General features: G+C 65.6%; 28 protein-coding genes. 9 read left to right on the forward strand and 19 right to left on the reverse strand.

Annotation, left to right across the window (positions count from 1 at the left end):
* Positions 1-142 precede the first annotated feature (142 nt).
* The 5 genes from AC07XB_RS36985 to argS all read right to left on the reverse strand — a co-directional run bounded on the left by AC07XB_RS36985 (position 143) and on the right by argS (position 5,387).
* A complete protein-coding gene (locus AC07XB_RS36985) occupies positions 143-979 on the reverse strand; it encodes a helical backbone metal receptor (RefSeq protein WP_492832683.1) in 837 nt (278 codons plus the stop codon).
* Complete coding sequence (locus tag AC07XB_RS36990) at positions 976-1,788, reverse strand: SDR family oxidoreductase (protein ID WP_043342912.1); 813 nt, start codon at positions 1,786-1,788, stop codon at positions 976-978. Before AC07XB_RS36990 ends, AC07XB_RS36985 begins: the two co-directional genes overlap by 4 nt.
* 168 nt (positions 1,789-1,956) lie before the next feature.
* On the reverse strand, positions 1,957-2,595 hold the full coding sequence (locus AC07XB_RS36995; RefSeq protein WP_150992515.1) for a thiol:disulfide interchange protein DsbA/DsbL: 639 nt from the start codon (positions 2,593-2,595) through the stop codon (positions 1,957-1,959).
* A gap of 91 nt (positions 2,596-2,686) precedes the next feature.
* Positions 2,687-3,463, reverse strand: coding sequence for an SPOR domain-containing protein (locus AC07XB_RS37000; protein WP_492375997.1), 777 nt, complete (start codon positions 3,461-3,463; stop codon positions 2,687-2,689).
* 130 nt (positions 3,464-3,593) lie between these two features.
* Positions 3,594-5,387, reverse strand: coding sequence for an arginine--tRNA ligase (gene argS, locus AC07XB_RS37005; protein ID WP_174428342.1), 1,794 nt, complete (start codon positions 5,385-5,387; stop codon positions 3,594-3,596).
* Positions 5,388-5,647: 260 nt separating this feature from the next.
* On the opposite strand from argS, the gene AC07XB_RS37010 reads away from it, so the two are divergent.
* Complete coding sequence (locus tag AC07XB_RS37010; protein ID WP_174428343.1) at positions 5,648-5,971, forward strand: DUF1840 domain-containing protein; 324 nt, start codon at positions 5,648-5,650, stop codon at positions 5,969-5,971.
* Positions 5,972-6,248: 277 nt separating this feature from the next.
* On the opposite strand, the gene AC07XB_RS37015 is transcribed toward AC07XB_RS37010, so the two are convergent.
* The 4 genes from AC07XB_RS37015 to AC07XB_RS37030 form a co-directional block, all read right to left on the reverse strand.
* The gene (locus AC07XB_RS37015) at positions 6,249-6,851 is read right to left on the reverse strand and encodes a ferritin-like domain-containing protein (RefSeq protein ID WP_492375996.1); all 603 of its coding nucleotides are present in this window, start codon (positions 6,849-6,851) and stop codon (positions 6,249-6,251) included.
* 103 nt (positions 6,852-6,954) lie between these two features.
* Entirely contained in the window at positions 6,955-7,371 is a 417-nt protein-coding gene (locus tag AC07XB_RS37020; RefSeq protein WP_492375995.1) for a glycine zipper domain-containing protein, read from the reverse strand.
* A gap of 166 nt (positions 7,372-7,537) precedes the next feature.
* Positions 7,538-7,699 (reverse strand): DUF1328 domain-containing protein, encoded by a 162-nt coding sequence (locus AC07XB_RS37025; protein WP_150992526.1) that lies wholly within the window; start codon positions 7,697-7,699, stop codon positions 7,538-7,540.
* A gap of 83 nt (positions 7,700-7,782) precedes the next feature.
* On the reverse strand, positions 7,783-7,956 hold the full coding sequence (locus tag AC07XB_RS37030) for a DUF1328 family protein (RefSeq protein ID WP_492375994.1): 174 nt from the start codon (positions 7,954-7,956) through the stop codon (positions 7,783-7,785).
* Positions 7,957-8,248: 292 nt separating this feature from the next.
* Here AC07XB_RS37030 and AC07XB_RS37035 point away from each other — a divergent pair, with 292 nt between their 5' ends.
* The gene (locus AC07XB_RS37035) at positions 8,249-9,703 is read left to right on the forward strand and encodes a CHASE3 domain-containing protein (protein ID WP_492375993.1); all 1,455 of its coding nucleotides are present in this window, start codon (positions 8,249-8,251) and stop codon (positions 9,701-9,703) included.
* Between the two features lie 116 nt (positions 9,704-9,819).
* Here the strand turns inward: AC07XB_RS37035 and AC07XB_RS37040 are convergent, their stop codons facing one another.
* The 6 genes from AC07XB_RS37040 to AC07XB_RS37065 all read right to left on the reverse strand — a co-directional run bounded on the left by AC07XB_RS37040 (position 9,820) and on the right by AC07XB_RS37065 (position 15,854).
* Positions 9,820-9,963, reverse strand: coding sequence for an entericidin A/B family lipoprotein (locus AC07XB_RS37040; RefSeq protein ID WP_035859076.1), 144 nt, complete (start codon positions 9,961-9,963; stop codon positions 9,820-9,822).
* A gap of 105 nt (positions 9,964-10,068) precedes the next feature.
* Positions 10,069-10,476 (reverse strand): response regulator, encoded by a 408-nt coding sequence (locus tag AC07XB_RS37045; RefSeq protein ID WP_492375992.1) that lies wholly within the window; start codon positions 10,474-10,476, stop codon positions 10,069-10,071.
* A 109-nt stretch (positions 10,477-10,585) separates the two neighbouring features.
* Positions 10,586-11,218: a response regulator gene (locus tag AC07XB_RS37050; protein WP_492375991.1), complete on the reverse strand. Its 633-nt coding sequence runs from the start codon at positions 11,216-11,218 to the stop codon at positions 10,586-10,588.
* A 187-nt stretch (positions 11,219-11,405) separates the two neighbouring features.
* Positions 11,406-11,765, reverse strand: a complete 360-nt coding sequence (locus tag AC07XB_RS37055; protein ID WP_492375990.1) for a hypothetical protein — start codon at positions 11,763-11,765, stop codon at positions 11,406-11,408.
* A 238-nt stretch (positions 11,766-12,003) separates the two neighbouring features.
* Positions 12,004-14,751 carry a methionine synthase gene (metH, locus tag AC07XB_RS37060; RefSeq protein ID WP_492375989.1) on the reverse strand — a complete coding sequence of 916 codons (2,748 nt, stop codon included), beginning with the start codon at positions 14,749-14,751 and terminating at the stop codon, positions 12,004-12,006.
* A gap of 35 nt (positions 14,752-14,786) precedes the next feature.
* Positions 14,787-15,854 carry a homocysteine S-methyltransferase family protein gene (locus AC07XB_RS37065; RefSeq protein WP_492375988.1) on the reverse strand — a complete coding sequence of 356 codons (1,068 nt, stop codon included), beginning with the start codon at positions 15,852-15,854 and terminating at the stop codon, positions 14,787-14,789.
* A gap of 176 nt (positions 15,855-16,030) precedes the next feature.
* Between AC07XB_RS37065 and AC07XB_RS37070 the strand changes: the two genes are divergently transcribed.
* Positions 16,031-16,423, forward strand: a complete 393-nt coding sequence (locus AC07XB_RS37070) for a rhodanese-like domain-containing protein (RefSeq protein ID WP_006161304.1) — start codon at positions 16,031-16,033, stop codon at positions 16,421-16,423.
* A 159-nt stretch (positions 16,424-16,582) separates the two neighbouring features.
* Here the strand turns inward: AC07XB_RS37070 and AC07XB_RS37075 are convergent, their stop codons facing one another.
* The 4 genes from AC07XB_RS37075 to AC07XB_RS37090 form a co-directional block, all read right to left on the reverse strand.
* A complete protein-coding gene (locus tag AC07XB_RS37075; RefSeq protein ID WP_006161303.1) occupies positions 16,583-16,840 on the reverse strand; it encodes a BTH_I0359 family protein in 258 nt (85 codons plus the stop codon).
* 251 nt (positions 16,841-17,091) lie between these two features.
* Positions 17,092-17,934: a 3-oxoadipate enol-lactonase gene (pcaD, locus tag AC07XB_RS37080; RefSeq protein ID WP_492375987.1), complete on the reverse strand. Its 843-nt coding sequence runs from the start codon at positions 17,932-17,934 to the stop codon at positions 17,092-17,094.
* 101 nt (positions 17,935-18,035) lie between these two features.
* Positions 18,036-19,121, reverse strand: a complete 1,086-nt coding sequence (locus AC07XB_RS37085; RefSeq protein WP_492832680.1) for a DUF3108 domain-containing protein — start codon at positions 19,119-19,121, stop codon at positions 18,036-18,038.
* A complete protein-coding gene (locus AC07XB_RS37090) occupies positions 19,081-19,917 on the reverse strand; it encodes an IclR family transcriptional regulator (protein WP_492832678.1) in 837 nt (278 codons plus the stop codon). The genes AC07XB_RS37085 and AC07XB_RS37090 overlap by 41 nt, the downstream gene beginning before the upstream one ends.
* 274 nt (positions 19,918-20,191) lie before the next feature.
* On the opposite strand from AC07XB_RS37090, the gene AC07XB_RS37095 reads away from it, so the two are divergent.
* The 6 genes from AC07XB_RS37095 to AC07XB_RS37120 all read left to right on the forward strand — a co-directional run bounded on the left by AC07XB_RS37095 (position 20,192) and on the right by AC07XB_RS37120 (position 26,677).
* Complete coding sequence (locus tag AC07XB_RS37095; protein WP_492832676.1) at positions 20,192-21,214, forward strand: Bug family tripartite tricarboxylate transporter substrate binding protein; 1,023 nt, start codon at positions 20,192-20,194, stop codon at positions 21,212-21,214.
* 58 nt (positions 21,215-21,272) lie between these two features.
* Positions 21,273-22,256: a fumarylacetoacetate hydrolase family protein gene (locus AC07XB_RS37100; protein ID WP_492832674.1), complete on the forward strand. Its 984-nt coding sequence runs from the start codon at positions 21,273-21,275 to the stop codon at positions 22,254-22,256.
* A 205-nt stretch (positions 22,257-22,461) separates the two neighbouring features.
* A complete protein-coding gene (locus AC07XB_RS37105; RefSeq protein ID WP_373887653.1) occupies positions 22,462-23,346 on the forward strand; it encodes an enoyl-CoA hydratase/isomerase family protein in 885 nt (294 codons plus the stop codon).
* Between the two features lie 69 nt (positions 23,347-23,415).
* Positions 23,416-24,282 carry a PhaM family polyhydroxyalkanoate granule multifunctional regulatory protein gene (locus AC07XB_RS37110; RefSeq protein ID WP_492832672.1) on the forward strand — a complete coding sequence of 289 codons (867 nt, stop codon included), beginning with the start codon at positions 23,416-23,418 and terminating at the stop codon, positions 24,280-24,282.
* A gap of 91 nt (positions 24,283-24,373) precedes the next feature.
* A complete protein-coding gene (locus AC07XB_RS37115; RefSeq protein ID WP_492832685.1) occupies positions 24,374-25,594 on the forward strand; it encodes a patatin-like phospholipase family protein in 1,221 nt (406 codons plus the stop codon).
* A gap of 219 nt (positions 25,595-25,813) precedes the next feature.
* Complete coding sequence (locus tag AC07XB_RS37120) at positions 25,814-26,677, forward strand: ferritin family protein (RefSeq protein ID WP_492375982.1); 864 nt, start codon at positions 25,814-25,816, stop codon at positions 26,675-26,677.
* Positions 26,678-26,943: the final 266 nt, after the last annotated feature.

A 26,943-nucleotide genomic window follows, 5' to 3' on the forward strand; every position in this document is an offset into this window, starting at 1 on the left:
CTTCTTTGCCTACTTTCTTGGCGAGACAAGAAAGTAGGTCGCCTCCCCGCAGGGGAGGTGAAACTGCCTTTGACTTTCAGCCTTTGCCTTTGACGTTAAGCCGTTGCCATTGCCGTTGTAGCTGAAGTCACAGTCACACCCACTAAACCCCAACCGCAAACCTCGACAAATACCTCACCCCCTCCACAGCCCGGCTCCCGTACCAGGAAACCATCTCCCCATCGATCAGCAAAACCTCCTTGCCAATCTGCCGCTCCAGCGCATCAACATGCGCCTCGGTAAACCGATAGGGCTCGCTGGAAAGCAGGACGAGGTCAATCTCCCGCACCAGCGCGTCGCTCCACCGGAAGCTCGGATACCGCGTCTGCGGCGTATTGGGCCGGCTGCACTCGCCGTCAACACAAGCCTGGGGCATGGCGTCAGCCGAAGGCCACGTCTGCCAGTTCACCAACGCCAGCATCTGGCTGATATAGGTATCGCGCGACACCGTCATCCACGGGTCCTGCCAGATCGCATACAGGACCTTGCGCGCGGGCCACTGCCGGGCACGTACCTGCGCCAGTTCGGCCGCCATGGCGGCGCAGAGCGATTCCGCTTCGGCAAGACGGCCGAAGATGCCGCCAAGCAGCCGGTAGAGCGCCAGGTTGTCCGCGGGCGCACAGGGGTGGGTGACGATCACATGCGGCACAAACGCGCGGATCTCGTCCACCGTCTCGCGCCGGTTCTCGTCGATGTTGACTACTACGTGAGTGGGCGCCAACGCCCGCAGGCGCTCAAGATTGACATCCTTGGTGCCACCCACCTTGGCAACGGCACGCACGGCGGGCTCGGGATGGATGCAAAAGCCGGTGCGCGCCACCATCAGCGGGCCCAGCCCCAGGGCGAACAGCAGTTCGGTAACGGACGGCACCAGCGAGGCAATGCGCACCTCGCCCGTGGCCGGGCCGTGCAGGACGCCGGCTGCGTCCTGCCAGCTCATGGCTGCTTGTCCTGGCTACCTCCCTGCGCGCGCGGCTTGCGCGGCGCCCGGGAGAAGATTGCGTCGTAGAGCCAGCGCGGCATCAGGTGCAGGATGGATGCGACCACGCCCATCTGCCAGGGCACCACGGCAAAGCGGCGCCCTGCGGCAATCGCACGCACCGTCTTGCGGGCGAACACGTCGGCGTCCATCAGGAAGGGCATGCGATAGGGATTGTGCTCGGTCATCGGCGTGCGGATGTAGCCAGGCGCGATAGTGACCACGCGGATGCGCTCGCGGCGCTGTTCCAGGCGCAGGCTCTCCAGCAGCTTGATCACCGCGGACTTGGAGGCGCTGTAGGCACCCCCGCCCGGCAGGCCGCGCACGCCGGCCACGCTGGCAATGCCGACCAGCGTGCCGCGCCAGCCGCCGGCACCTGGATCGCGTTCGCGCATGGGCTGCATGAAGGGCTGGAAGGTGGTGAGCACGCCGAACCAGTTGGTGTCCATCACCATGCGGAAGGCTTCGAGGTCCTCGCGCTCGCTGGCGACGGTGCCAACCGATACGCCCGCATTGGCGATCACCACATCGGGGCAACCAAAATGATCGAGGAAGTCCTGGGCGGCGCGCTGCATGGCATCGGCATCGCGCACATCCGCGCCATAGACGCGCACCGCATTGGGATTGGGCAGGGTGCGGGCGAATTCACGCAGCACCTCTTCGCGCCGGCCAACCAGGCCGAGGATGGCGCCTTGCGAGGCGTACTCGCGCGCCAGGGCCTGGCCGAGTCCGCTCGACGCGCCGGTAAGGAAGACTTTCTGTGCTCGCATCGGGAGGGTCCAGGGGTAAGCGCAACATGGTTCATGCCGACCGACCCGCCCTGGCGCGCGCCGGACGCCGCTGCGCCTCGCCGGCGCCGGCGGTGCCGGTCGACCGCTGGTGGCCATCAGCCGGCTCGCGCGTGGCGAGCCCAAAGGCCGTTGGCCGCAGCCCGGGAATTACATCTTCTTGTCGCGCACCTGGCCAACCAGGTAATCCATGGTCTGGATGGCCGTGCCCTTGGTGCCGGCGATGGACGGCGAGGTCACGTACTTGCCCTGCACCACGATGGTCGGCACGCCGTCGATCTTGTAGGCGTCGGCGATCTTGTTGGCGCGTTGCGAGTTGGTGGTCACCGAGAACGAGTTGTAAGCATCGAGGAAGGCCTTGCGGTCGATGCCGTTCTTGGCCATGAAGTCGGCGATTTCGTTCGGGTCCAGCATGCGCTTGCGGTCGACGTGGATGGCGTTGAAGACCTTGGTGTGCATGGCGTCCAGCTTGCCGATGGCTTCCAGCGCGTAGAAGATCTTGGTGTGCGGCAGCAGGTCGTCGCGGAAGGCAACCGGCACGCGCTTGAACACCACGTCCTTGCCCTGCTTGCCTACCCAGGCTTCCAGCTCGGGCTCGAAGTCAAAGCAGTGCGGGCAGCCGTACCAGAAGAACTCGGTGACTTCGATCTTGCCCGGCGCGACGGGCTGCGGCGCTTTCAGGACCTGGTATTCCTTGCCCGAGGTGGGCGCGGCTGCCTGCGCGGGCGCGGTCATCAGGAAACCGGTCACAGCGACCAGCGTGGCAAACAAGGTGGCGAGTTTCTTCATGTGGCGCGGCTTTCGAGAATGGGCAATGAGCGTATGACAGCGGCGGGGCAATCCGGTTCAGCGGATCGCCCCGGGTTACCGTTACTGCTTGTTACTGCTTGGTAAAGCGGATGACCGAAGCCTCGAAACCCGACGCCTGCAGCCGGTCGCGAGAACGGTTCATGTCGTCGATCTTGTTGAACGGCCCCAGGCGCACGCGATAAAGCTTGACGCCATTGACATCGCGCTCGGTCACCTTGGCTTCGAACCCCTGCATGGCCAGGTTGGCCTTCTGGCGGTCGGCGTCGTCCTGCGAGCGGAAGGCGCCTACCTGCAGCAGGTAGCCTACCTTGTTGGCATCGGCCTGGGCGATCTCGGCGATCGGGTCGGCGACAGGCTTCTCGGCCGGCTTTTCAGCAGGCTTTTCCGCCGGCTTCTGCGCGCTCTTGTCGGCCGGCTTCTCGGCGGCGGGCCGATCGGCAGGCTTGTCCGCGGGCTTCTCGGCGGCGGGCTTGTCGGCTGGCCGGGTGACGGCTACCGGCGGCTGGCGCTCGGGCGGCTTCACCGTGGTCGGCGCCGGGCCGGACGGCTGCTCGGGCTCAGCGGCAGGCCCGACCGGCTTGGCCGGCGTCTTGCTCCACAGCGGCTTGTTGGGATCGCTGGGCGCTTCCTGCGCCGGAGCGGGCAGGTTGCTGACCACATTGCCGGGCTCGGCCGGCTTCTGCGCGCCCTTTTGCTGGAATGGCGCCGGCGACTTGGTGATGTACAGGGCGACCACTACCGCGATCGCCAGGCCGACGATCAGGCCCAGCACCAGTCCCAGGAACGTACCTCCGCGCTGCGGGGCGCGGCTGGCATTGCGCGGGGTGCGCTTGCGTTGCTGTTGCATGAATTCCTCTAGCGTGATGGCGCGATTATAGAGCCTGCGCCGATCCCGGCATCACTGTCTGTGGTCAGGGCGATACGGATAAGGCGGCGCCATGAACGGGGGCTTGCCCCCTTCATGGCGCCGGCCTGGCTTACATGCGCTGCGGCGCCGAGACGCCGATGACGGCCAGCCCGTTGCGCAGCACCTGGCGGGTGGCGGCCAGCATCGCCAGGCGCGCCAGCTTGACCGTCTCGTCGTCCACCAGCACGCGGTCGGAGTTGTAGAAGGCGTGGAAATCGCCCGCCAGGTCCCGCAGGTAGAAGGCGACCGCATGCGGCGCCAGTTCACCCGCCGCTGCCGCCAGCATGTCCGGGAAATCGGCCAGGCGCTGGCCCAGCGCAAGCGCCTGCGGGGTAGCGTCGGCGCCGGTCACGGGGGCCAGGTCGGTGCCGGCCAGGGCAGGCAGCTTGGCCTCCCAGTCCGCGCCGCCCCAGGATTCGAAGATCGAGCAGATGCGGGCATGGGCGTACTGCACGTAATACACCGGGTTCTCGTCGTTCTGCTTGAGAGCCAGGTCGACATCGAAGATGAATTCCGTATCGGCCTTGCGCGACAGCAGGAAAAAGCGCACCGCGTCGCGCCCGCGGGTGAAGTGCTCGGGCCAGTCGGCCACGCCGGCTTCCAGGCAGCCGCGGATGGTCTCGCCGCCTTCCGCGCCGTTACTCCACTCGATCAGGTCGCGCACGGTCACATAGGAACCGGCGCGCTTGGAGATCTTGACCTCCTCGCCGTTCTTCATGACGGTGACCATCTTGTGCAGGATGTAGTCGGGGTAGCCTTTGGGGATGCCGATGTCCAGCCCCTGCAGGCCGGCGCGCACGCGGGCGATGGTGCCGTGGTGGTCGCTGCCCTGCACGTTGATGACCTTGGCGAAGCCGCGCTCCCACTTGCTGGTGTGGTAGGCCACGTCCGGCACGAAGTAGGTATAGGTGCCGTCGGTCTTGCGCATGACGCGGTCCTTGTCGTCGCCTTCGTCGGTGGTGCGCAGCCACAGGGCGCCTTCGTTCTCGTAGGTCTTGCCCTTGGCCACCAGCGACTGCACCGCGGCTTCGACGCGGCCGTCGCTGTACAGCGAGGACTCCAGGTAGTAGCGGTCGAACTTGACGCCGAAGGCGCGCAGGTCGATGTCCTGCTCGTTGCGCAGGTAAGCCACGGCGAACTTGCGGATCGACTCGATGTCTTCGACCTTGCCGGAGGCCGTCACGGCGTCGCCGTCGGAGGCGCGCACGGTCTTGCCTGCCAGGAAATCGGCAGCGATGTCGGCGATGTAGTCGCCGTTGTAAGCCGACTCCGGCCACGCGGCATCGCCCGGCTTGAAGCCGCGGGCGCGCGCCTGCACAGATACGGCCAGGGTCTGGATCTGCACGCCGGCGTCGTTGTAGTAGAACTCGCGATGCACGGCAAAGCCCTGCCAGTCCAGCAGGTTGGCCAGCGCGTCGCCCAGTGCCGCCTGGCGGCCGTGGCCGACGTGCAGCGGGCCGGTCGGGTTGGCGGAGACGAATTCGACCAGCACCTTGCCGTGCACGCCCTGTGCCTTGGCGCCGTAGCGGTTGCCCTGCTCCAGCACCGCGCGCAGCACATCGGCCTTGGCGGCCGGCGTCAGGCGCAGGTTGATAAAGCCGGGACCGGCGATTTCCAGGCTGGCCACCAGCCCGGCGGTACGCGCGTCGGCCTTGACTGCGTCGACGATCTGCTGGGCCAGTTCCCGCGGGTTGCGCTTGAGCGCGCGGGCAACCTGCATGGCGAGGTTGCAGGCCAGGTCGCCGTGGGCGGCGACCTTCGGACGCTCGAAGACGGCGTCGGGCAGGGCGGTGTCGGCCGGGGCGATTGCGCGCACCGCGTCATTGAACGCAGCGGCAAGATTGGTGGTCTGAACTGGCAGCATGGATGTCGTGGCCCTGAGGCGGTTGTCTGGTGCCGTCGCGGCGGTTCTGCCGCGGCGGCACCGTCACGGGCGGCATGTGGAGGCCGCGCCGCGTGGCAGGCAATGAATTGCAGAACGCAGAATTTTATCAGGTGCTATGCTGACATCATGCAGCAAGCCCAAAACCGGCCATTGCGAGCCCCCTGCCCGGTCCCGGGACAGGCCGCGCGGCCATGGTTTTCGCCCCTGTATTTCGCTGTACGCCAAGGAAAGGAAATATCATGCTGATCACCTTCAAATCCCACGCGTCGCAGGACCTCATCATGATGAGAGACCTTGCCGTGACGCTCCTGGGGATTATCGGCAAGCACCTGGGGGAGCGCGGGGTGATCACTATCGAGGAACTGCCACGCTGCATCCATATACTGGAAGCCGCCGTGACGGACGCCAAGAAGGTGCACCCGGCCGTATCGTCGGTCCACCCCGGCAAGAATGACGATGACAACGAGGAAGAACCCCTGCACCTGGGCCAGCGCGCCTACCCCTTCCTCGACATGCTGCGCGCATCCCAGCGCGAGAGCACCGAGGTGATGTGGGGGGTGTAGGCAGTGCGCCGAATCCCCGCACACTCGTAGATTGACAACAAGGTAGCCGGCACCAGCCGGCACCTTGTCTGCCCTTGCGTTCGCCGCCCCGCGTCCCGCCCCACCCGCGCTCCCTTCTCCTGCTTGCTCGCGCTTCCGGCAAAAAAATGCCCAGCCGCTGATTCGGGCCGGGCGAGCCGGATCAGGAAGCGGATCCGGAAGGGGGAAAGAACTGTGTTGGGTGGGGCGCGGCGAATGCGGCGAATGCAGCACTGCCAGCCTGGCTGGCGGCTAGGCGCTAGCCCTTGTCCAGCATGTCCGCGAGTTCGTCGGCGTGCTCTTCCTCGACCGCCAGGATTTCCTCCAGCATGCGGCGGGTGGTCGAGTCGCGCTCGCCCAGGTACTGCACCATCTCGCGGTAGCTCTCGATGGCGATCCGTTCGGCCACCAGGTTTTCCTTGATCATGTCGGTCAGCGATCCGGCCTCGACATACTCGGCATGGCTGCGCGAAGTCAGGGTGTCCGGCGAGAAGTCCGGCTCCCCGCCCAGTTGCAAGATGCGCGCCGCAATGCGGTCGGCGTGCCCCTGCTCCTCGTCGGAGTGCACCTTGAACTCGGCCGCGACCGGTTCCGCGTGGATGCCCTTGGCCATGAAGAAGTGGCGCCGGTAACGCAGCACGCAGACCAGTTCCGTGGCCAGGGCCTCATTGAGCAGCTTCAGCACGGTGGTCCGGTCCGCATCGTAGTCCTGGGTGACAGCGCCATCCTCGATGTGCTTGCGGGCGCGTTCGCGCAGCGTCTTGACGTCCGACAGGAAGCCCCCGCTCGCGCCTTTCTCATTCCGGGCCTGCTGATCCTTGCCCTTGCCGGCGGTGGGCTTCTCTTTTACGGGGGTGTCCATGACAGTCATGCTCCTGTGGGAATGTTGGGCGATGGCCTCTGAGGGGTCTGCTTCACTGTTTCACGGCTTCACTGCCTCATCAGGGCTGGCAGCAGTGCCTCGGTCAGTCGTTGCGGCTGCGGCTATTCGCTGCCATCAGCAAGCCGACGAAAGCGCCTAGCGCCGCCGCGATACCGATCGCTTTCAACGGCGACGCCAACACGCGCCGCTGCACGCCGTCCACGGCATAGTCGACGCGTTCGCGAGCACGGCTCGCAACGTGGTCGCGCAAGGCGCGCGTACGGTCCTGCAACCGGCGTGCGGCCTGCACTGCCTCGGACGAGCTTTCGCGCCCCAGCACTTCCATGGTTTGCTCGAGCTGGGCAATCAGCCGGCTGACCTCGCCGGCCACGGGCCCCGCGGCTTCGCGGGCGGCGCCGCGCGTATCGCGCGCGGCATGCCGGATCTGGCGCACCGTGCTTTCGGCGCTGTCAGCCAGGTGATTCACTTCTTTGCGGATCTTCGGATTGTTGGTCAGCATTGGCTTATCTCCGTTTGGTCTGATGATGTGCTGTGATGCGGTTCGCGCTGTCTGCCAGGAAGTCAGTAAGTCGGGATCTGCATGAGCAAAGCGGGGCGGCGGCCCTGCCGACCGCCGCCCCGCCCGCGGCGTTCACTGCCATCGCGAAAGCCGCGCCTGACATCCCCTAGCGCCTGACCAGGCTGATCACAAACGTCACCAGCGCAACCACCAGGAAGATGAAGAACAGGATCTTGGCGATCTCGACCGCCCCTGCCGCGATGCCCCCAAAGCCGAATACCGCGGCGATCAGGGCGATGACAAAGAATACGAGTGCGTAGTGCAACATGGTGATGGCTCCCTAAGTGGATTGGGCTGCCGCGCCAGCAGGCGCGCGCTTGGCAAGTGACAGCGACCGGCGATTGCGATTGGCTATTTCACCGCCTTGAACACGGTCACGCCCAGGGCAAGGAACAGCACGAACAGCACCAGGAAGATGAAGAACAGGATCTTGGCAATGCCGGCCGCACCGGCAGCAATACCTGTGAACCCCAGCAAGCCGGCGACCACGGAAACCACTGCAAATATCAGCGCCCATTTCAGCATTGACGTTCTCCCTCTTTCTTCCCGAGCTGGCTTGACGCAGGGTGCGCAAGCTCATGGAACCATGGTAGAAAGCAGACCCCCGCCCAGACACCGCAGCCGCACCGATTCGCTTGTCAGCCAAATCCTACAGTCCAAGCACCGGCGCGGCCTCGCGGGCAGCACCGGCGACGCGGCAGGTTGACCGCAGACCGTCGATGTGCTTCCATCGTCGCAGACAGGTGCAAGCCAGGCGCGGCGCCGCATGGTGCGGGAGACGCCGCGCCGGCCAAGCGCCCGACATCGGGAAACGAACATGTTCAAGCAGTCACTGCTGCGCTCGACCTTGCTTCTGGCGGGCGGCATCGTGCTTACCGTGGTGGTGCTGATCGCCTCCGAGGCGGGCAACATCCGCTTGCGCCAGGGCTATACGCAAGTCATCCAGTCGCAGCAGGTACAGGGCCAGATCAACGCCCTGCTCGGCGAGCTGGTCACTGCCGAAGCCGGCCAGCGTGGCTTCCTGCTGACCGGCAAGGAAAGCTACCTCCAGCCGTACTACCAGGCCGTGCCGCGCATCAATGCGCTGATGAGCGCGCTGCGCAACCGCTACGCGGAGGACCCGGAGGCGCTCAAGCTGTTCACCGAGGCCTCCGCCGCCGTCAGCCGCAAGCTCACCGAGATGGACCTGACACTGATCTACGGCAAGCGCGACGTGGAAGTGGCGCTCGACCTGGTGCGCACGGACTTCGGCAAGCAGACGATGGACAACGCGCGGCGCGGGCTGGAGGCCTTGCTGCAGCGCGAGGCCAAATCGGTGTCGCAGAGCCTGGAGTACGCCGACCGCGACCTTGCGCTGTCGCGCTACGGCATCGGCCTGCTGACCGCCATCAATATCGTGCTGCTGATTGTGGTGGGCTTGCAGCATTCGCGCCGCATGGCGGTATCGGAAGCCGAACGCAACGAGCTGGAAGAAGAAAGCGCGCGCCTGGACAGCATGGTGCGCTCGCGCACACGCCAGCTATCGGCGCTGGCATCCCACCTGCAGCGCGTGACCGAGGACGAGAAGACGCGGCTGGCGCGCGAGCTGCACGACGAGCTGGGCTCCATCCTGACCGCCACCAAGCTTGATATGCATTGGGTGCGCCGCCGCATCCAGGACACCCACCCGGATGTGGCGGAAAAGCTCACCCGCGTGATGCTGCACGTGGACCAGGGGATCCAGATCAAACGGCGCCTGATCGAGGACCTGCGGCCCACCGTGCTGCTCAACCTGGGCCTGAAGGAAGCCATCGGCCAGCTGGTGGAGGAAGTGGCGGCGCGCAACCAGTGGGAGGCGGATGTGCAGCTGGCAGAGGCGGTGCCTGCGCTGCGCGACGACGCTGCCATCGCCCTTTACCGTATCGTGCAGGAGTCGCTCACCAACGCCAGCAAGTACGCCGAAGCGCAGCGCGTGTCCATCCGGCTCGATTGCGCCGACGGCACGCTCGAGCTGGCAATCAGCGACAACGGGCGCGGGCTGCCGGCGGACTTCGAATCGCGGCGCTCGGTGGGACACCATGGCCTGCTGGGAATGGAGCAGCGCGTGATCGCGCTGGGCGGCACGCTGGAGCTCCAGTCGGAACCCGGTGCCGGTGTCACCATCCGGGTGGTGGTGCCGCTCACCGATGCCATCGTGGCGCCGCCGCGCGACGATGAGGACGAGCTCGACGGCCTGGGGGACCCCGGCGAGCAGCCGCAGGACGAGCCCACCGGCACGCCGCCGGCCAGCTAGCCGGCCAGCCAAGCAGTGACAAATGGAAAAGGGGCTCCGCGGAGCCCCTTTTCCATTCCTCTTGTCCACCTGTTCTCTGGCCCGGTTGCCATGCACACGGCATGGCGGCTGGCACCTTACATCTTCTGCTTGGTGCTCTCGGCGGCGCCTTGCACCTTCTCGCCGCCCTTCTCGATGTCCTTGCCGGCACCGGCCATCGTGTTGCAACCAGTTACCAGGACCACACCTGCCAGGGCACACAGCGCCATCAGCTTTCTCATGATTCTCTCCTTGCTCTAGGTTGACGCGGCATGGCCGCGATTGGAACTGCCGGTACTGACAATACGGTCGAGATGGTCGATATGGTCAAGATCGTCGATACGCATTCAGCCATCTGCCTGCGCGTACTCCTCGATCACCCGGAACACCTGCTCGAGCTCGAGCGACTTGTCAAAGAAATAGTCCGCCCCGGCCTCGGCGCACTGCCGCCGGTATGTAGGCACCTGGGCATGATTGGTGTAAACGATGCGGATGCCCGACACCTCGGTCTTCTGCAAGGCGCGCAGCACGTTGATACCGTTGCCCTGCCGCAACTGCAGGTCAACGATGACGACCTCGTACTTGCCCGCCTCGTAGAGGCGCAGCGCTGCGCTTTCGGTATCCGCCCAATCCACGACTTCGATAAACGGAAACGCGTTCAGGTATTCAAGCAACATACCCCGCAGTACCGCTGAGTCCTCGATTAGCAGGACCCGCAGCGCGCGATACGAGGGGGCCGCAGCTTGATCCAACATGATTCCATGGTAGCAACAGAGTACAGGGAGAGACCATCGGCGTCCGTCCTACAGCAGCGTCTGGCAAACGCGGCCGAGTGCCGTGGAATGCGCCTTGCCTTTGCGGCGCCTACTCCACCAGGCCGTTCTTGATCGCGTAGTAGGTCAGGTCGGCATTGGTCTTCATGCCCATTTTTTCCAGGATGCGCGAGCGATAGGTGCTGACCGTCTTGACGCTCAGGAACAGCTCCTCGGCGATCACCGAGACCGACTGCCCGCGCGAGAGCTTGCAGAAGATCTGGAACTCGCGCTTGGACAAGGTCTGGTGCAGCGGCTGGTTGGTGGGCTTGTCAAGCCCGCCGATAAGCAGGTCCGCCACGTTGGCGCTGACGTAGCGCCGGCCCTGGGCTACGGTGCGGATGGCCTTGACGAGATCGTCGGGCGCGCTTTCCTTGGTCAGGTAGCCGGAAGCGCCCGCGCGGATCAGGTTGATGGCGTACTGGTCTTCCGGGTAGGTGGAGAGGATCAGCACCGGCAGGTCGGGATGGCGCTGGCGCAGCAGCTTGAGCACGTCGATGCCGTTGCGGTCGGGCATCGAGATATCGAGCACCACCACATCGAACTCGAACTCACGCAGCCGAATCATGACTTCGTCGCCGCTGGCTGCCTCGCCCTCCACCCGGATATCGGGCTCGTCGGCAATGAACTGCCGCAGACCGGCGCGCACGATCTGGTGATCGTCGGCGATCAAAACGCGAATCATGATGTCTCCCTGGGCATGGATGCACCAGCTCTCAGGAGCGGCCGGGCTAATGCATTGTAGTGCTTACAAAACCGCCCGACTGTCGGTGTAAGACTGACAGGCTCCCAACTGGCCGCACCAATGAAAAAGGGACGGGGTGGACCCGTCCCTGTGCTCCAGCATGCCAGTCTTGCCGGCATGGCCAGGCTTACTGGACCTTGGTCGCCGCGCCAGCGTCGGCGGCCGCGCTGGTGTCGGTCGCTGCCTCGCCCTTCTTGGCCTTGGCGTGGCTGCTGTGCTTCTTGGTCTTAGCAGTGGACTTGGCGTGCGTGCCGGCGGCGGCGTCGGCCTTGGCGTCCACGCCCTTGTCGGCGCTGGCCGAAGCGCCCAGGCCAGCGTTCACACCTGCGCTGGCGGCTGCACCCTTGTCGGCGGGCGCGCTGATCGCGGGCGCCGCCATGGCGCCGGTGGCGCCAGCCTTCGCATCAACGCCAGTTCCTTGTGCCATGGCCAGCGAGGAAGCGGCAGCGATCGAGAGAGCGGAAAGGGAGATCAGCAGTTTGTTCATGGAGAGGCTCCTAGCAGTTTGCGCCGCTGCGAAACATTCGCTGCGGTGTTCACTTGATGTGAGTCCTCAGTCTAGGGACGCAGAGCCGCGCGGTCTGTTAGGAGATGTAATGCCTTGTAAGGAGTAGTGAAGAACTTACAAAGGCACATGGATGCGCTTAAAGAGGCTTTTCCCTGCTTGCCCAATGGCTTGCGATGGCACAGCGGCGCAAAACGCCGCCGCGCCGGTACGCAAGCGGTTACAGGTTTGGCGCGAGCGCGCGCTCCAGCACGCTGCGTTCTTCGCCGCGGCGCGCCACCATATCGTCCAGCTGGTCCTCGCCGATCTTGCCGACCGAAAAATACGTCGACTCCGGATGCGCCAGGTAGAAGCCGCTCACCGATGCGGCCGGCGTCATCGCCAGCGAGTCGGTGATGCCCATGCCGATCTCGGCGGCGTTGAGGAACTCGAACATCGGCGCCTTGACCGTATGCTCCGGGCAGGCCGGATAGCCCGGCGCCGGACGGATGCCGCGATAGGTCTCGGCGATCAGTTGCTCGTTGGTCAGCACTTCGCCAGCGTCGTAGCCCCACAGGTCGCGGCGCACGCGCTCGTGCAGGCATTCGGCAAAGGCTTCGGCCAGACGGTCGGCCAGGGACTTCAGCATGATCGCGCTGTAGTCGTCATGGTCGGCCTCGAACTGGGCTTCCTTCTTGTCCACGCCGATGCCCGCGGTGACGGCGAACACGCCGATGTAGTCGGCAATGCCGCTGTCCTTGGGCGCAACGAAGTCGGCCAGGCAGCGGTTGGGGCGCATCACGCCATCGATCACCGGGCGCTCGCTTTGCTGGCGCAGGTTGTGCCAAGTCAGCGCGACCTTGCTGCGGGTCTCGTCGGTGTAGATCTCGATATCGTCGTCGTTGACGGCGTTGGCCGGCAGCAGGGCCAGCACACCGTTGGCCGTCAGCCAGCGGCCCTGGATCAGGCGCGACAACATGGCCTTGCCGTCGGAGAACACGCGGCGGGCGGATTCGCCGACGATCTCGTCATTGAGGATGTCGGGGAATTTGCCGGCCAGGTCCCATGTCTGGAAGAACGGGGCCCAGTCGATATAGTTGGCGAGCTCCGTCAGGTCGTAGTTGCGGAAGATGCGCCGGCCGATGAATTTCGGCTTGGGTGGCACGTAGGCGCTCCAGTCCACCGGCGTCTTGTTGGCGCGGGCCTTGGCCAGCGACACCATCGGCGTGGCCTTCTTGTTGGCGTGCTGGTGGCGGATGCGTTCGTAGTCGGTCTTCAGCTCGTCCAGGTACCTGGCCGCGCCATCGTCGGACAGCAGGCTGGACGCCACGCTGACCGAGCGCGAGGCGTCCGGCACGTAGACCACCGGGCCTTCGTAGTGGGGCGCGATCTTGACCGCGGTGTGCACGCGCGAGGTGGTGGCGCCGCCGATCAGCAGCGGGATCTTCTTGATGCGGAAATAGTCGTCGCGCTGCATCTCGGAGGCGACGTAGGCCATTTCCTCAAGTGACGGCGTGATCAGCCCGGACAGGCCGACGATGTCCGCGCCCTCGACCTTGGCGCGCGCCAGGATCTCGTTGCACGGGACCATCACGCCCATGTTGACCACTTCGAAGTTATTGCACTGGAGCACCACCGAGACGATGTTCTTGCCGATGTCGTGCACGTCGCCCTTGACGGTGGCGATGACTATCTTGCCGCGTGCCTTGACGTCGCCGCCGGCCTCGGCCAGCAGGCGCTTTTCTTCCTCGATGTAGGGCAACAGGTGAGCCACGGCCTGCTTCATCACGCGGGCGCTCTTGACCACCTGCGGCAGGAACATCTTGCCGGCGCCGAACAGGTCGCCCACGATATTCATGCCATCCATCAGCGGGCCTTCGATCACCTCGATCGTGCGCCCGCCGCGCGCTTCCACCTGTTGGCGCACTTCCTCGGTGTCTTCCACGATAAAGGTGGTCAGGCCATGCACCAGCGCGTGCGACAAGCGGTCGGCCACCGGCACCGGGTTCTCCGGGGTGCCGCGCCACAGCAGGTTTTCTTCTTTCTTCGCGCCGCCGCCCTTGTAGCGGTCGGCGATCTCCAGCAGGCGGTCGGTGCTGTCCTCGCGGCGGTTGAGCACCACGTCTTCCACGCGCTCGCGCAGCTCGGCGTCGAGCTGGTCGTACACGCCGAGCTGGCCGGCGTTGACGATGCCCATGTCCATGCCCGCCTTGATGGCGTGGTACAGGAACACGGTGTGGATGGCTTCGCGCACCGCGTCGTTGCCACGGAACGAGAACGATACGTTGGACACGCCGCCGCTGACCTTGGCGTACGGCAGGTTCTGCTTGATCCAGGCGGTGGCTTCGATGAAGTCCACCGCGTAGTTGTTGTGCTCTTCGATGCCGGTCGCCACCGCGAAGATGTTCGGGTCGAAGATGATGTCTTCGGGCGGGAAGCCGACTTCATTGACCAGGATGTCGTAGCTGCGCTTGCAGATCTCGGTCTTGCGGGCAAAGGTGTCAGCCTGGCCCTGCTCGTCGAAGGCCATCACCACGGACGCGGCGCCGTAGCGGCGGATCAGCTGGGCGTGATGGCGGAACTGTTCCTCGCCCTCCTTGAGCGAGATCGAGTTGACCACGGGCTTGCCCTGCACGCATTTCAGGCCGGCCTCAATCACTTCCCACTTGGACGAGTCCAGCATGATGGGCACGCGCGCGATATCGGGCTCGGAGGCGATCAGGTTGAGGAACCTCACCATGGCCGCCTTGGAGTCCAGCATGGCTTCGTCCATGTTGATGTCGATGATCTGCGCGCCGTTCTCGACCTGCTGGCGGGCTACCACCAGCGCATCGTCGAACTGGCCGTTCAGGATCATGCGGGCGAAGGCCTTGGAGCCGGTGACGTTGGTGCGCTCGCCGACGTTGACGAAGAGCGTGTCTTCATCGATGGTGAAAGGCTCGAGGCCGGATAGGCGCATCGGGCGCGGCGGCAGGGTATCGTTGGTCATGGCTTGATCTTGTTCTGTAGGCTCGCGATGCGAGTTCAGGCGGCGTCGCGGTACTGGCTGGGCCAGGCGCGCGGCTTCTTGCTGGCCACGCGCTCGGCGATGGCGGCGATGTGCTCGGGCGTGGTGCCGCAGCAGCCGCCCACCAGGTTCACCAGGCCGGACGCGGCGAACTCCTCCACCAGCGACGACGTGACCTCCGGGGTTTCGTCGAAGCCGGTATCGCTCATCGGGTTAGGCAGGCCGGCGTTCGGATAGCACGACACAGCCGCGTCGCAGATCTTGGCCAGTTCGGCAATGTAGGGGCGCATCAGCGTGGCGCCGAGCGCGCAGTTCAGGCCGAAGGTGATCGGGCGGGCGTGGCGCAGGCTGTTCCAGAAGGCTTCCACCGTCTGGCCGGAGAGAATGCGCCCGGAGGCGTCGGTGACCGTGCCGGAGATCATCACGGGCAGGCGCTCGCCGGTGTCTTCGAACAGTTGGTCGATGGCGAACAGCGCGGCCTTGGCATTGAGCGTGTCGAAGATGGTTTCCACCAGGAACACGTCGGCACCGCCTTCCAGCAGACCCTTGCCCTGCTCGTAGTACGAGTGGCGCAGCTCTTCGAAGGTCACGTTGCGCGCGCCCGGGTCGTTCACGTCCGGCGAGATGCTCGCGGTCTTGGGCGTGGGGCCGAAGGCGCCGGCCACAAAGCGCGGCTTGTCAGGCGTGCTGTACTTGTCGCAGGCCTCGCGCGCCAGCCGGGCCGCAACGACGTTCATCTCGTACGCCAGGTCCGCCATCTTGTAATCTTCCTGGGCCACGCCCGTCGCACCAAATGTATTGGTCTCGATCAGGTCGGCACCGGCGGCCAGGTATTGCTCGTGGATCTCGCTGATGACCTGCGGGCGGCTCAGCAGCAGCAGTTCGTTATTGCCCTTGACGTCGACATGGTGCCCGGCGAAACGCTCGCCGCGGTAATCCGCCTCGGTCAGCTTGTAGCGCTGGATCATGGTGCCCATGGCACCATCCAGGATCAGGATGCGCTCGCGCAGCAGGGCCGGCAGGTTGGCCGCCCGGGTGTAGGGACGCGCGGGAGGAAGCGAGGCGGAACGTGGGGCGGCGCTCATGTGGGGCTCGACAGCAAGAGAAAAGACTGCGATTTTATCAGTTACATCAATGGTTTGCGGAATAACGGCAGCATCCGGGCGGTGCAGCCAACGGCGCCCGCGGGTTGCCGCGCGGCACCGCCCGGCCCTACACTGGGCACATTCGCCCTCATTCCCATTAACGGAAAGCCTTGCCCATGCAACACCTCAGCCCCGGCGACGCCCAAACGCTCCTCAGCGAGTCGCCCGATGCGCTCTTCATCGATTGCCGCAGCGAAATGGAGTACCTCTTCGTCGGGCACCCCAAGGGGGCACACAACGTGCCCTGGAACGATGGCCCCGACTGGGAGGTGAACCCGCATTTCGTGCAGTCGGTGAAGAAGCTCGCTGGCCAGGCATCGGCGCGCCCGGTGCTGCTGATCTGCCGCAGCGGCAACCGCTCGACAGCCGCCGCGCGGGCCCTGGAGGGTGCCGGGTTTTCTACCGTCTACAACGTGCTGCATGGCTTCGAAGGCGACCTTGACGCCGAGCGCCACCGCAATACGCTCAATGGCTGGCGCCATGCCGGGCTACCCTGGGAACAGTATTAACAGCATTGAATGAGCGGAAGCCGGCCGGGAACAGATCCTGAAAACCCGATGCCTGAAAGCAAGAAGCCCGCGCTATGCGCGGGCTTCTTGCTATTTCCTCTATGGCTTGGCTTGCCGGCCCGTCACGCGACGCAAAGCTGGCAAAGGCAACCGCGGAGCCTAGTGCATCACTAGCGGGTGAATCATCACTGTATCGAACTTGCCAAGGAAATCATCCACCTCTTCCACCGACGGCTCGCTTTCGATCAGACGCGTCACGTCCGCGCGAAAGCTCTCGGCCATCTGGCCACCGAGGAAAATCTCGCGTTTCAGGTTCTTGTCCACGATTTCATAGCCGCCAGAGGCAAGAGGCGCATGCTCGACATCCGCACCAAACTCGACAATGCAGTAATTGTCGCTGTTGTAGATCATTTGCATGGCATACCTCCTGGCTGTCATGGGTCAAGCGGCGGGCGACTGATTATTTCGATAACCGGCACACTGGCCGGTTGCCCTCCGCGATTTCACCTCCAAGCTGAGGGTGTTTGCCGTGTTTTCAAGTTCTGCTTCGGCAAACCGCAGGTTTTAAGCGTTCCCTCACTACATTGGGCAACGGCCATCCCAGCAAGTTCTTGAGTTTGGTGGGAAAGCTATCACCCACTGTTCCGCCCTGAGCGCCAAGGTTCGTCTCAGGGTACATCGCACTGTGCGCCGCAAGCCGCATTGCCAAGGAAAGCATCCAGCACGCAATGAAAGCGGTCAGCCTGCTCGATATGGGCAAGGTGCGCGGCGTGAGGCAGGATTTCGAGCCGGGCACCGGGAATGGCGGCGGCAATCTCGCTTGCCATCGCCGGCGGCGCCCCCAGGTCTTCCTCGCCGGCCACTACCAGGGTAGGACAATGAATCCGCGAAATCGCCCCGGCGAGGTCAAATGCCATGATGGCCTGGCTGGTTCCGACGTAACCGTGCACGGGCGTGGCCAGCAGCATCTCGCGCACGCGGGCTACCTCCTGCGGATGCGCCCCCCCGAATGCCGCGCTGAACCAGCGCTGCATGGTGCTGTCGGCAACGCCCGCCATGCCGTGCGCTTCCACATGGCCGATGCGCTCATGCCACATCGGGTGGCCATCCAGCGGCGTGCGGTTGACGGTCGCGACCAGGGTCAGTGACAGCAAACGCTCGGGATGGCGCACGGCCGCGGTCTGGCCGATCATGCCGCCTACCGAGACCCCGACGAAATGCGCGGCCGGCACCTCCAGCACATCCATCAGGCAGGCCACGTCGTCGGCCAGGCGGATCATCGAGTAGGCGCCGATCGGCGCATCGCTCTGGCCGTGCCCGCGCAGGTCGTAGCGCAGCACGCGATAGCGCGGCGCCAGGTGGCGCGCCGTGGCATCCCACAAGGTGTGATTGGCGCCCAGCGCATGCGCCAGGACTACCCAGGGGCCGTCGCCCCCGTCGATGCGCACATGCAGGCTGATATCGCCCACGCGCACGCGGCGGGTCTCGGATGGTGGCAGGGTGGCGCTCATGACGGGTCTCCGGTTGTTGGTGAAAACACGGTGAACCACAGCGGCGGCCGATGCCGCGGCATGCGGACGGGCTTAAGACGGCCTCAAGACAGCTAGCAGGCTCAGCGCAGCGGCTCGCTGTCGCGATAGACGAGCTCGATCTGCGTGCCGTCAGGCTCCGTCTGCCGCAGCTTCACAGGCATCCACTGCAGCGACTGCGCCAGCCACACTTCCACGCGCCGGCGATCATTGGCATGGCGCGGCAGCCGCACGAAATGCTTGGCCCGCACCGCGCCATGGCCGGTATCCACGTCCTCTTCCCCCACATACTGCACCTGCATGGGCTCCAGGTCACGCGTATCCGCCACCTCGAAGGTTTCCGTCACGCCCGGCGTGGCGTAGCGCTGCGGATTGCCCCGCACAAGCCCCACCAGTTGCAGGAACACGCTGAAACGGTCCTGGCCCGCGGCCGGCAACGGCTCCTGCTTGCCGCGCCCCTCGAAGACGAGCGTGCCGGCGGCACGATCGAAGCGAGCCGCCTCGACGCGGTTACGGCGGCTCTCCTCATAGCGCTCTGGCGCGAGGCCGCGCTCGTTGAGCGCGCCGGTGCTGTGAAAGGCGAAGCGGAACCACAACACCCGTGTCTCCACCGCAAGTTGGTAGTGCGCGCCGTCTTGCTGCCAGCGGATCAGGCCATCCGGGTTCTGCACGCCATTGACGAAGCTGGCGTAGTGCAGCAGCGTGGATGGGGGCGCCGAGTAGCGGACGTTGTCAGGGGGCGCCGCGGCCTGCGCGGCCGCCGGCGCGGATGCGGGCGCCGCACTGCTCCCGGCGCCGCCAGCGGCGCTCGCCATGGAAGGGCCGGCGCCAGGCGTGGCAAGCAGCGCTGGCGCCTCAGGGGTGGCGGGTGCTTCAACCGGGGGCTCAGGCGTGGGTGTGGGCTCGGCGCGCGCCGCCGGGGGCCGTTTTGGTATAGCCGGCGCCGGGTGTGGCGGCGCTACGGGTACCGGTGGCGCCGGCGGCGGCAGCAGGATGGCTTCGAGCGGCGGCGGCGCGGTCGGGTCCCGCGGGAGCCCGGGCATATGCAGCAGGCCCAGCACCGCCAGCAGGTGGGCGGCCAGCACCAGCGCAAGCGCCGCCGCCCAGCGCAGGCGGCGCGAGGTAGGCTTACGGGGAAGGGCCGTTCGGCCCGCTCGTCGGGCTGCCACCAAGATAACCAAGCTCCGAAGAAATCTGCCGGGCAATATCGCGTACATGACGGTCGACCGCACCGCCCCATTCTGCATCGAATACGCTCTGCGCGCCCAGCACGATCAGCGCCATCGCCACGTGGCCGTTGGCGTCGAACACCGGCATCGAAAACGCATTGATGCCCGGCAGCACGCCGCCTTTGACGCGCGCCGCGCCATGGGCGCGAACGTCGTCGCAGACCACGTCATAGTCGGCCAGTGAGCGCGGCAGGTCCGGAATATCGTCATGGCCGCGCTCCGCCAGTTCCCGTTCGACCAGCGGCCGCGTCTGTTGTTTCGGCAGGTAGGCGCCGTACAGCCTGCCAGTGGCAGAGTTGAGCATGGGCATCACGTCGCCCAAGCGCAGGCTGACCGTGACCGGGTGGCTGGATTCTTCCCAGTGCACGATGGTCGGGCCGTGGTTGCCCCAGACAGCGATGCCAACGGTCTGGTCCATCTCGTCGCGCAATTGCGACAGGATCGGGCGGGCCTTCTTGACCGGATCGAGCCGATTGAGGCCGGCGAGGCCCAGTTGCAGTGCGAACGGCCCGAGATCGTAGCGCCCGCCAACCGGGTCCTGCACCACCACGCCGAGCCGCTGGAAGCTGACCAGGTAGCGATGCGCCTTGGCCGGATTCATGTCGGCGGCGGCGGCGAGGTCGCGCAGCATCATGGCGCGCGGCGATGCCGCCAGCGCCTGCAGCAGCTTGAAGCCGACCTCGATCGACTGGATGCCGGAACGCAGCTTGGAATCGTCTTCTTCAAGTTCGGTCATGCGGCAACGGGAGGCAAGAAATTGGAAAAGAAGTGCATCAGTCACACATACCGGCTACGCGCGCGCAAAGCAATCATGCAGTCCAGTCCATGAATTTACTATAGCGAAATCGATTTACCAATTTTTAAACCGTCGGTAGACTTTGAGCGCACCTTTGAGCGCACATATACAGGTCGGGGCGAATCGATATCTTCGGCACCGGCCAATACCGGCGCGGGCATGCCGCCATGCAATCCAGATGGCGCGGCGCCGCCGCTTTCTACAGGAGACGAAGATGACCCGCCTTTCCCCCTTCGGCCAACGCCTCGCCCTGCAAGCATGGCGTGCCTGCGCGGCGCCGCTGCTAGCCGCGCTGACGCTGGGCGCCGCCGCGTTTCAGCCCGCCTGCGCCGCCGACAACTGGCCCACCCAGCCGATCCGCTGGGTCGTGCCCTATCCGGCGGGAGGCGGCACCGACGTAGTGGCGCGCACGCTGGGCCAGGCCATCACGCCGGCGCTAGGCCAGCAGGTGGTGATCGACAACCGTCCGGGCGCGGCCACCATCGTCGGCGCCGACGCGGTGGCGCACAGCAAGCCCGATGGCTACACGCTGCTGACCGCCGATACCGCCACCCTGGCGGCCAATCCGTCGCTGTATAAGAAGCTGCCCTACAACGCCGACAAGGACTTCGTGCATGTAGGGATGGTGGCGCGCTTTCCGCTGATCCTGGTGGCAACGCCGAACTTCCCGGCGCGCACGCTCAAGGAAGCCATCGAATACGTGCAGAAGAACCCCGGCAAGGTGAATTTCGCCTCGCCGGGCGCGGGCAGCCCGCACCACCTGGCCATGGAGCTGTTCATGGACCAGACCAAGACCAGGATGACCCACGTGCCCTACAAGGGCGCCGCGCCGGCGGTGCAGGACCTGCTCGCCGGCCAGGTCGAACTGATGTTCCTTGACCTCGCCTCCGGCCAGCAGAACGTGGCGGCCGGGAAAGTGCGCGCGCTGGGCGTGGCCACGCCCAAGCGCTTGACTGCGCTGCCCTCGGTGCCGACGGTGGCCGAAGCCGGCGTGCCCGGCTTCGAAGCCTATGCCTGGCAAGGCGTGGTGGCGCCGGCCGGTACCCCCAAGCCGGTGGTGACCCGCCTGAACGCCGAGTTGGTGAAGGCGCTCAAGAGCGCCGATGTGCAGAAACGCTTCGAAGGCATCGGCGTGGAGCCGGTCTCCAGCACGCCCGAGGAATTCGCGCAGTACGCGCATGCCGAAGCCGAGCGCTGGGGCAAGCTGATCAAGGCCAAGGGCATCACGGTAGACTAGCGGGCTGCTTTTTCTGCTTTTTCCGCTTGATCTGCTTTTTTCCTAACGCACCGCATACATGAAACTCGCCACCCTCAAGGACGGCTCGCGCGACGGCCAGCTCGTGGTTGTCTCGCGCGACCTGAAGACCGCCCACTACGTCAACGATGTCGCCGGCAAGCTCCAGACCGTGCTGGATGACTGGAACTTCTACGCGCCGCAGCTGCAGGACGTCTACGATGCCCTGAACGCGGGCCGCGCGCGCCACCCCTTCGCCTTCGACCCCAAGGCATGCATGGCACCGCTGCCGCGCGCCTACCAGTGGGCCGACGGCTCCGCCTACGTCAACCACGTGGAACTGGTGCGCCGCGCGCGCGGCGCCGAGATGCCGCCGGAATTCTGGACCGATCCGCTCATGTACCAGGGCGGCTCCGACGACATGATCGGCCCGCATGACGATATCGTGTGCGCCAGCGAAGCCTTCGGCATCGACTTCGAGGCCGAGGTCGCCGTCATCACCGGCGACGTGAAGATGGGCGCCAAGCCCGAGCAGGCCGCCGACGCCATCCGGCTGATCATGCTGGCCAACGATGTATCCCTGCGCAACCTGATCCCCGCCGAGCTGGGCAAGGGCTTCGGCTTCTTCCAGAGCAAGCCGGCTACCGCCTTCTCGCCGGTGGCGGTCACGCCCGACGAACTGGGCGAAGCCTGGCGCGAGCGCCGCGTGCACCTGCCGATGACCGTCCACTGGAATAGCAAGAAGGTGGGTGCGCCCGACTGCGGCACCGACATGGTGTTCGATTTCGGCCAGCTCATCGCCCATATCTGCAAGACGCGCAATGTGCGCGCAGGCAGCATCGTCGGCTCCGGCACCATCTCCAACGTCGACCGCAGCAAGGGCTACTGCTGCATCGCCGAGAAGCGCATGCTGGAGATCATCGACGGCGGCCAGCCGGTCACGGGCTTCATGAAGTTCGGCGACGCGGTCAAGATCGAGATGTTCGATGCGCAAGGCCGCTCGGTGTTCGGCGCGATCGACCAGCTGGTGTCGGCGAAGGGCTGAGGCTGAGGCTGAGGCTATAGGGAGCGCCGCGGACCACGCTGTTTGCCGCTGGCCGCGCGGCGATGGGAGTGCTTATAATTGACCGACCGAACGGTTGGCTAATTGCCGTCGACTGCGCCAGGCAGCCACCGGCGGCGACCCGGGCCGTTTTTCGCGGCCCGGCCCCCACGCGTCACCAAGGAATGGCCCCGGCCATCGCTGCCCCATGACCGCAATCCCTCCGCAAGCGCCCACGCCTTCGTCCACCCCGCTAGCGTCCGGCACGGACAACGTGGACGACGCGCCGTTGTCGCCACGCTACGACCGCTACCAGGCACTGACCCTGCGCCGGCATGGCCCCATCCTCGAGATCGTGATGGGTGCGCAACAGTCCGCCAACCGCAAGCTGGCCACAGCCGATGCCAATATGCACCGCGAGCTGGCGGAGATCTGGCGCGACGTGTCGGCCGATCCGGACGTGCGCGTGGCGCTGATCCGCGGCGAAGGCAAAGGCTTTTCGGCCGGCGGCGACCTGTCCCTGGTGGAAGACATGGCCAACGATTTCGCCACCCGCACCCGCGTGTGGCACGAGGCCCGGGACCTGGTCTACAACGTGATCAATTGCGACAAGCCGATCGTGTCGGCCATGCACGGCCCGGCGGTCGGCGCTGGGCTGGTGGCTGGCCTGCTGGCCGATATCTCGATCGCGGCCAGGACCGCGCGCATTGTCGATGGCCATACACGCCTGGGCGTGGCGGCGGGCGACCATGCCGCAATCGTGTGGCCCCTGCTGTGCGGGATGGCCAAGGCCAAGTACTATCTGATGCTGTGCGAGTCGGTGAGCGGCGAAGAGGCCGAGCGCATCGGGCTGGTGTCGCTGACCGTGGACGAAGAGGAACTGGTCGAGCGCGCCTTCGACGTGGCGCGCCGGCTGGCGGCCGGGTCGCAGACGGCGATCCGCTGGACCAAGTACGCGCTGAATAACTGGCTGCGCATGGCGGGCCCCTCGTTCGATGCCTCGCTGGCACTGGAATTCATGGGCTTTGCCGGCCCCGATGTGCAGGAAGGCGTAGCCAGCCTGCGGCAAAAGCGGCCGCCGCAGTTCGAGTAACGCAGGTAGTTCCGATCAATGCAGTTCCGCAGCCGGCGCCGCCGGCTGCCGACCCCCGGAGGCGAGACCATGTTCGGCCAGATTCCAGATTTCACCAACGGCTTCGAGTTCCTGCGCAAGATGTGGGGCAGTGCCGCCGGCATGCCCGGCGGCCTGATGCCTGGCCTGCAGGCCATGACCCCACCGATGAACCTGGAGGACGTCGACAAGCGCATCCATGACCTCAAGGCCGTGGAAGGCTGGCTGCAGCTCAACACCAACCTGCTGCGCACTACCATCCAGGGCCTGGAAGTGCAGCGCGCCACGCTGGTGGCGCTGCAGACCATCGGCACCGCGCTCTCGCCGGAGGCGATGCAAAGCGCGATGGAAAACGTGGCGCGCGCGGCCAACTCGCCCAGCGCGGCACCCTACCAGCAACCCGCCGAGCCCCCTGCGGCCAAGCGCGTCTGGCCCGAGCCCACGGTCGAGGAAAACGAGGACGAGGAAGACAACGGCCCCGATGCGCCCGAAGCTGGCCAGGCGCAAGAGCCGGCCGCAGCATCCGGCCACGCTGCCGGCCCGGGTGACGTCACCCCGCCGGATGCCAGCCTGTGGTGGGATGTGCTGCAGCAGCAGTTCAACCAGATCGCCAGCAGCGCCGCCACCGCCAGCATGTCGCCGTTTGGAAATCTCGGCAACTTGGGCGCCTTTGGCATGCCTGGCACGGCCGCGCCGGAAGCCGCGCCCGCCCCCGCCGCCAAGCCCGAAGGCAAGGCGCCGGCCAGCAAGGCCAGGCCGGCCCACAAGCCGGCCAGCAAGGCAGCCGGGGCCAAGCCGGCCGCCAAACCCGCGCCCAAGGCCACGCGTCCGGCCAGCAAGAAATCCGCGGCGGCCAAGCCCGCCGAGCCGCAAGGCAGCGCCAACGGCTCGACCGATACTTCCGGCGAGCCGTCCTGAGCCTGAGCCGCATCTGAGCCACGCGACGCCAGGGGAACCCCGTGATCCAACTTTGGAGCCGACGCCTGCAGTGAAGACCACCTCGCTGATCATGATGGGTGGCGGTGCCCGCGCCGCCTACCAGGCCGGTGTGTTGCGCGGCCTCGCACGCATCGCCGCGCAGCACGGCCGCGATCGTGGCCGCATTCCCTTCGACATCATTTGCGGCACGTCGGCCGGCGCCATCAACGGCGCCGGCATGGCGATCAACGCGGCCAACTTCCGCGCCGCGGCCGATAGCCTGGCCGCGTTGTGGAGCGGCATCCATGCCGAGGATGTTTACCGCACCGGCATCGTCGGCGTGGGTGCATCCGGCGCGCGGTGGCTCTCCGCGCTGGCCTTCGGCTGGGCCATCCGGCGCGCGCCGCGGGCGCTGTTCGACAACGCGCCGCTGGGCGGCCTGCTCAGCGAGCTGTTCGACCCCGAGCGCGTGCAGGCCAGCCTGGACGCCGGCGACCTCCAGGCCTTTGCCGTGACGGCGCTGTCCTATACCACCGGGCGCCACGTCACTTTCTACCAGTCACACCGCCGCATCCATCCGTGGCGCCGCAGCCAGCGGCTGGCCGTGGAAGCCAGGATCGGCGTGGACCACCTCCTGGCGTCCTCCTCTATCCCCTTCCTGTTCCCCGCGCTGCCGCTGGAGCTCGAAGGCCACCATGAGTGGTTCGGCGACGGCACCATGCGCCAGATGTCGCCCTTGTCGCCGGCCATCCACCTGGGCGCATCTCGCATCCTGGCCATCGGCGCGGCCTCTCGCCAGCGTCCCGGCTGGTTCGACACCGTGCCGGCCGGCGGCTACCCGTCGCTGGCGCAGGTAGGCGGCCAGGCCCTGGCCAGCATCTTCCTCGACGGCCTCTCCGCTGACCTGGAACGGCTGCAGCACATCAACAGCCTGCTCTCGCGCATGCCGGAGATCGCCAACGACCGCGAAGGCTGGCGCCCGGTGCAGGTGATGACGATCTCGCCCAGCGAGCCCATCGAATCCATTGCCGCGACGCATGTTCAACAGCTGCCCCGCACCGTGCGCGCCCTGCTGACGCCGTTGGGCGGCACAGAAGCGCGCGGCGCCGCCTTTGCCAGCTACCTGCTGTTCGAGCCCGAGTTCACCCAGGCCCTGATCGACCTGGGCGAGAAAGACGCCATGGCGCAACAGCACGAACTCGCGGCGTTCCTCTATGACGTCATCCCGCCCGATTATGGCAACGACACGAACGCAACGCCCGCACGGACGGTTACACTTGATGTCGAACCACCCGCCGGTGTGACGGCCTGACTTATGACCGCAACAGGTTTGCCGCATCGCCGGACCTCGTGCAGAGCAACGCATACCGCTCTTTTTCGCACCAGTAAAAGCAAGGAAAGGCGCGATATTCGCCCATAAATTGGGCATCGTGCAGGTTCAGCCGCAAACACCCCCTTCCTTTGCGCTTAAAAAGCGCATTGGGAATAATTCGCATCTGGTAGAATCTGCCCGTAATTTCAAAGGCTTACCATGCTCTACCCCGAACTGTTCAAATCGCTGGAAGCGGTACGTTGGCACATGGACAAGGACATCCCCTGGGATTCCTTCGATCCGAGCCTGCTCACTGACGACCAGGCCAAGACGATCCGCATGAATGCCATCACGGAATGGTCGGCCCTGCCCGCCACCGAGATGTTCCTGCGCGACAACCGCCACGATTCCGACTTTTCGGCCTTCATGAGCATCTGGTTCTTTGAAGAGCAGAAGCATTCGCTGGTGTTGATGGAATACCTGCGCCGCTTCCGCCCGGACCTGGTGCCGACCGAAGAAGAGCTGCACGCCGTGCGCTTCGAGTTCGACCCGGCCCCGCCGCTGGAAACCCTGATGCTGCATTTCTGCGGCGAGATCCGCCTCAACCACTGGTACCGCCGTGCGGCCGAATGGCACACCGAGCCGGTGATCAAGCAGATCTACCGCACCCTGTCGCAGGATGAAGCCCGCCACGGCGGCGCCTACCTGCGCTACATGAAGAAATACCTGAACCAGTTCGGCGACAGCGCCCGCTCGGCCTTCGCCAAGATCGGCGTGCTGATGGCCTCCGCCCGCCGCACTGAAAAGCCGCTGCACCCGACCAACCTGCACGTCAACAAGGCGTTGTTCCCCAACGACACCATCCAGTCGCGCCTGCCGGACCCGGACTGGCTCGAGCACTGGCTCGACGAGCAGATCCGCTTCGACGAAGGCTGGGAGAAGAAGGTGATCGAGCGGATCCTGCACAATATGTCGCTGCTGTTCGAGCGCACTTTCGAGACCGTGCAGGATTTGAACCGGTATCGGAAGGAGTTGAATGTGCGGTTGCAGGCGGCGGGTGATGCGCAGCCGGCGCAGGCATAAGGTTGGTTTTTGGGCTGGGGGTGTAGTTTTGGCGCCTTCGGCGGGACGGGCCCCATCGGATGATGGGGTTTTGTTTTTTTTGGGGTGTTGGGTTGTGGCTGCAACTGCAACAGCAACGGCTTAATGTCAAAGTCAAAAGCAACTGCAGTTTCACCACCCCTGCGGGGCGGCGACCTACTTTTTTGTCTTGCCCTCCATGTCAGGATACTTGTCGTCTCCGTCTCCTTGGTGAAGCAAAATGGAGGGCGGTGTGCGAATAGGTGATG

Source organism: Cupriavidus sp. GW821-FHT02F09, from assembly GCF_059421605.1.

Excerpts from the sequence above, each read along its gene's own strand:
- argS (WP_174428342.1), bottom strand. The coding sequence starts at position 5,387 with ATGCTGCCAGTTCAGACCACCAATCTTGCCGCTGCGTTCAATGACGCG.
- AC07XB_RS36985 (WP_492832683.1), bottom strand. The coding sequence starts at position 979 with ATGAGCTGGCAGGACGCAGCCGGCGTCCTGCACGGCCCGGCCACGGGC.
- AC07XB_RS37035 (WP_492375993.1), top strand. The coding sequence starts at position 8,249 with ATGTTCAAGCAGTCACTGCTGCGCTCGACCTTGCTTCTGGCGGGCGGC.
- AC07XB_RS36990 (WP_043342912.1), bottom strand. The coding sequence starts at position 1,788 with ATGCGAGCACAGAAAGTCTTCCTTACCGGCGCGTCGAGCGGACTCGGC.
- AC07XB_RS37090 (WP_492832678.1), bottom strand. The coding sequence starts at position 19,917 with ATGACCGAACTTGAAGAAGACGATTCCAAGCTGCGTTCCGGCATCCAG.
- AC07XB_RS37025 (WP_150992526.1), bottom strand. The coding sequence starts at position 7,699 with ATGTTGCACTACGCACTCGTATTCTTTGTCATCGCCCTGATCGCCGCG.
- AC07XB_RS37115 (WP_492832685.1), top strand. The coding sequence starts at position 24,374 with ATGATGGGTGGCGGTGCCCGCGCCGCCTACCAGGCCGGTGTGTTGCGC.
- pcaD (WP_492375987.1), bottom strand. The coding sequence starts at position 17,934 with ATGAGCGCCACCCTGCCACCATCCGAGACCCGCCGCGTGCGCGTGGGC.
- AC07XB_RS37100 (WP_492832674.1), top strand. The coding sequence starts at position 21,273 with ATGAAACTCGCCACCCTCAAGGACGGCTCGCGCGACGGCCAGCTCGTG.
- AC07XB_RS37095 (WP_492832676.1), top strand. The coding sequence starts at position 20,192 with ATGACCCGCCTTTCCCCCTTCGGCCAACGCCTCGCCCTGCAAGCATGG.
- AC07XB_RS37015 (WP_492375996.1), bottom strand. The coding sequence starts at position 6,851 with ATGGACACCCCCGTAAAAGAGAAGCCCACCGCCGGCAAGGGCAAGGAT.
- AC07XB_RS37045 (WP_492375992.1), bottom strand. The coding sequence starts at position 10,476 with ATGTTGGATCAAGCTGCGGCCCCCTCGTATCGCGCGCTGCGGGTCCTG.
- AC07XB_RS37075 (WP_006161303.1), bottom strand. The coding sequence starts at position 16,840 with ATGCAAATGATCTACAACAGCGACAATTACTGCATTGTCGAGTTTGGT.
- AC07XB_RS37010 (WP_174428343.1), top strand. The coding sequence starts at position 5,648 with ATGCTGATCACCTTCAAATCCCACGCGTCGCAGGACCTCATCATGATG.
- AC07XB_RS37040 (WP_035859076.1), bottom strand. The coding sequence starts at position 9,963 with ATGAGAAAGCTGATGGCGCTGTGTGCCCTGGCAGGTGTGGTCCTGGTA.
- AC07XB_RS37120 (WP_492375982.1), top strand. The coding sequence starts at position 25,814 with ATGCTCTACCCCGAACTGTTCAAATCGCTGGAAGCGGTACGTTGGCAC.
- AC07XB_RS37055 (WP_492375990.1), bottom strand. The coding sequence starts at position 11,765 with ATGAACAAACTGCTGATCTCCCTTTCCGCTCTCTCGATCGCTGCCGCT.
- AC07XB_RS36995 (WP_150992515.1), bottom strand. The coding sequence starts at position 2,595 with ATGAAGAAACTCGCCACCTTGTTTGCCACGCTGGTCGCTGTGACCGGT.
- AC07XB_RS37030 (WP_492375994.1), bottom strand. The coding sequence starts at position 7,956 with ATGCTGAAATGGGCGCTGATATTTGCAGTGGTTTCCGTGGTCGCCGGC.
- AC07XB_RS37000 (WP_492375997.1), bottom strand. The coding sequence starts at position 3,463 with ATGCAACAGCAACGCAAGCGCACCCCGCGCAATGCCAGCCGCGCCCCG.
- AC07XB_RS37050 (WP_492375991.1), bottom strand. The coding sequence starts at position 11,218 with ATGATTCGCGTTTTGATCGCCGACGATCACCAGATCGTGCGCGCCGGT.
- AC07XB_RS37065 (WP_492375988.1), bottom strand. The coding sequence starts at position 15,854 with ATGAGCGCCGCCCCACGTTCCGCCTCGCTTCCTCCCGCGCGTCCCTAC.
- AC07XB_RS37110 (WP_492832672.1), top strand. The coding sequence starts at position 23,416 with ATGTTCGGCCAGATTCCAGATTTCACCAACGGCTTCGAGTTCCTGCGC.
- AC07XB_RS37070 (WP_006161304.1), top strand. The coding sequence starts at position 16,031 with ATGCAACACCTCAGCCCCGGCGACGCCCAAACGCTCCTCAGCGAGTCG.
- AC07XB_RS37020 (WP_492375995.1), bottom strand. The coding sequence starts at position 7,371 with ATGCTGACCAACAATCCGAAGATCCGCAAAGAAGTGAATCACCTGGCT.
- AC07XB_RS37105 (WP_373887653.1), top strand. The coding sequence starts at position 22,462 with ATGACCGCAATCCCTCCGCAAGCGCCCACGCCTTCGTCCACCCCGCTA.
- metH (WP_492375989.1), bottom strand. The coding sequence starts at position 14,751 with ATGACCAACGATACCCTGCCGCCGCGCCCGATGCGCCTATCCGGCCTC.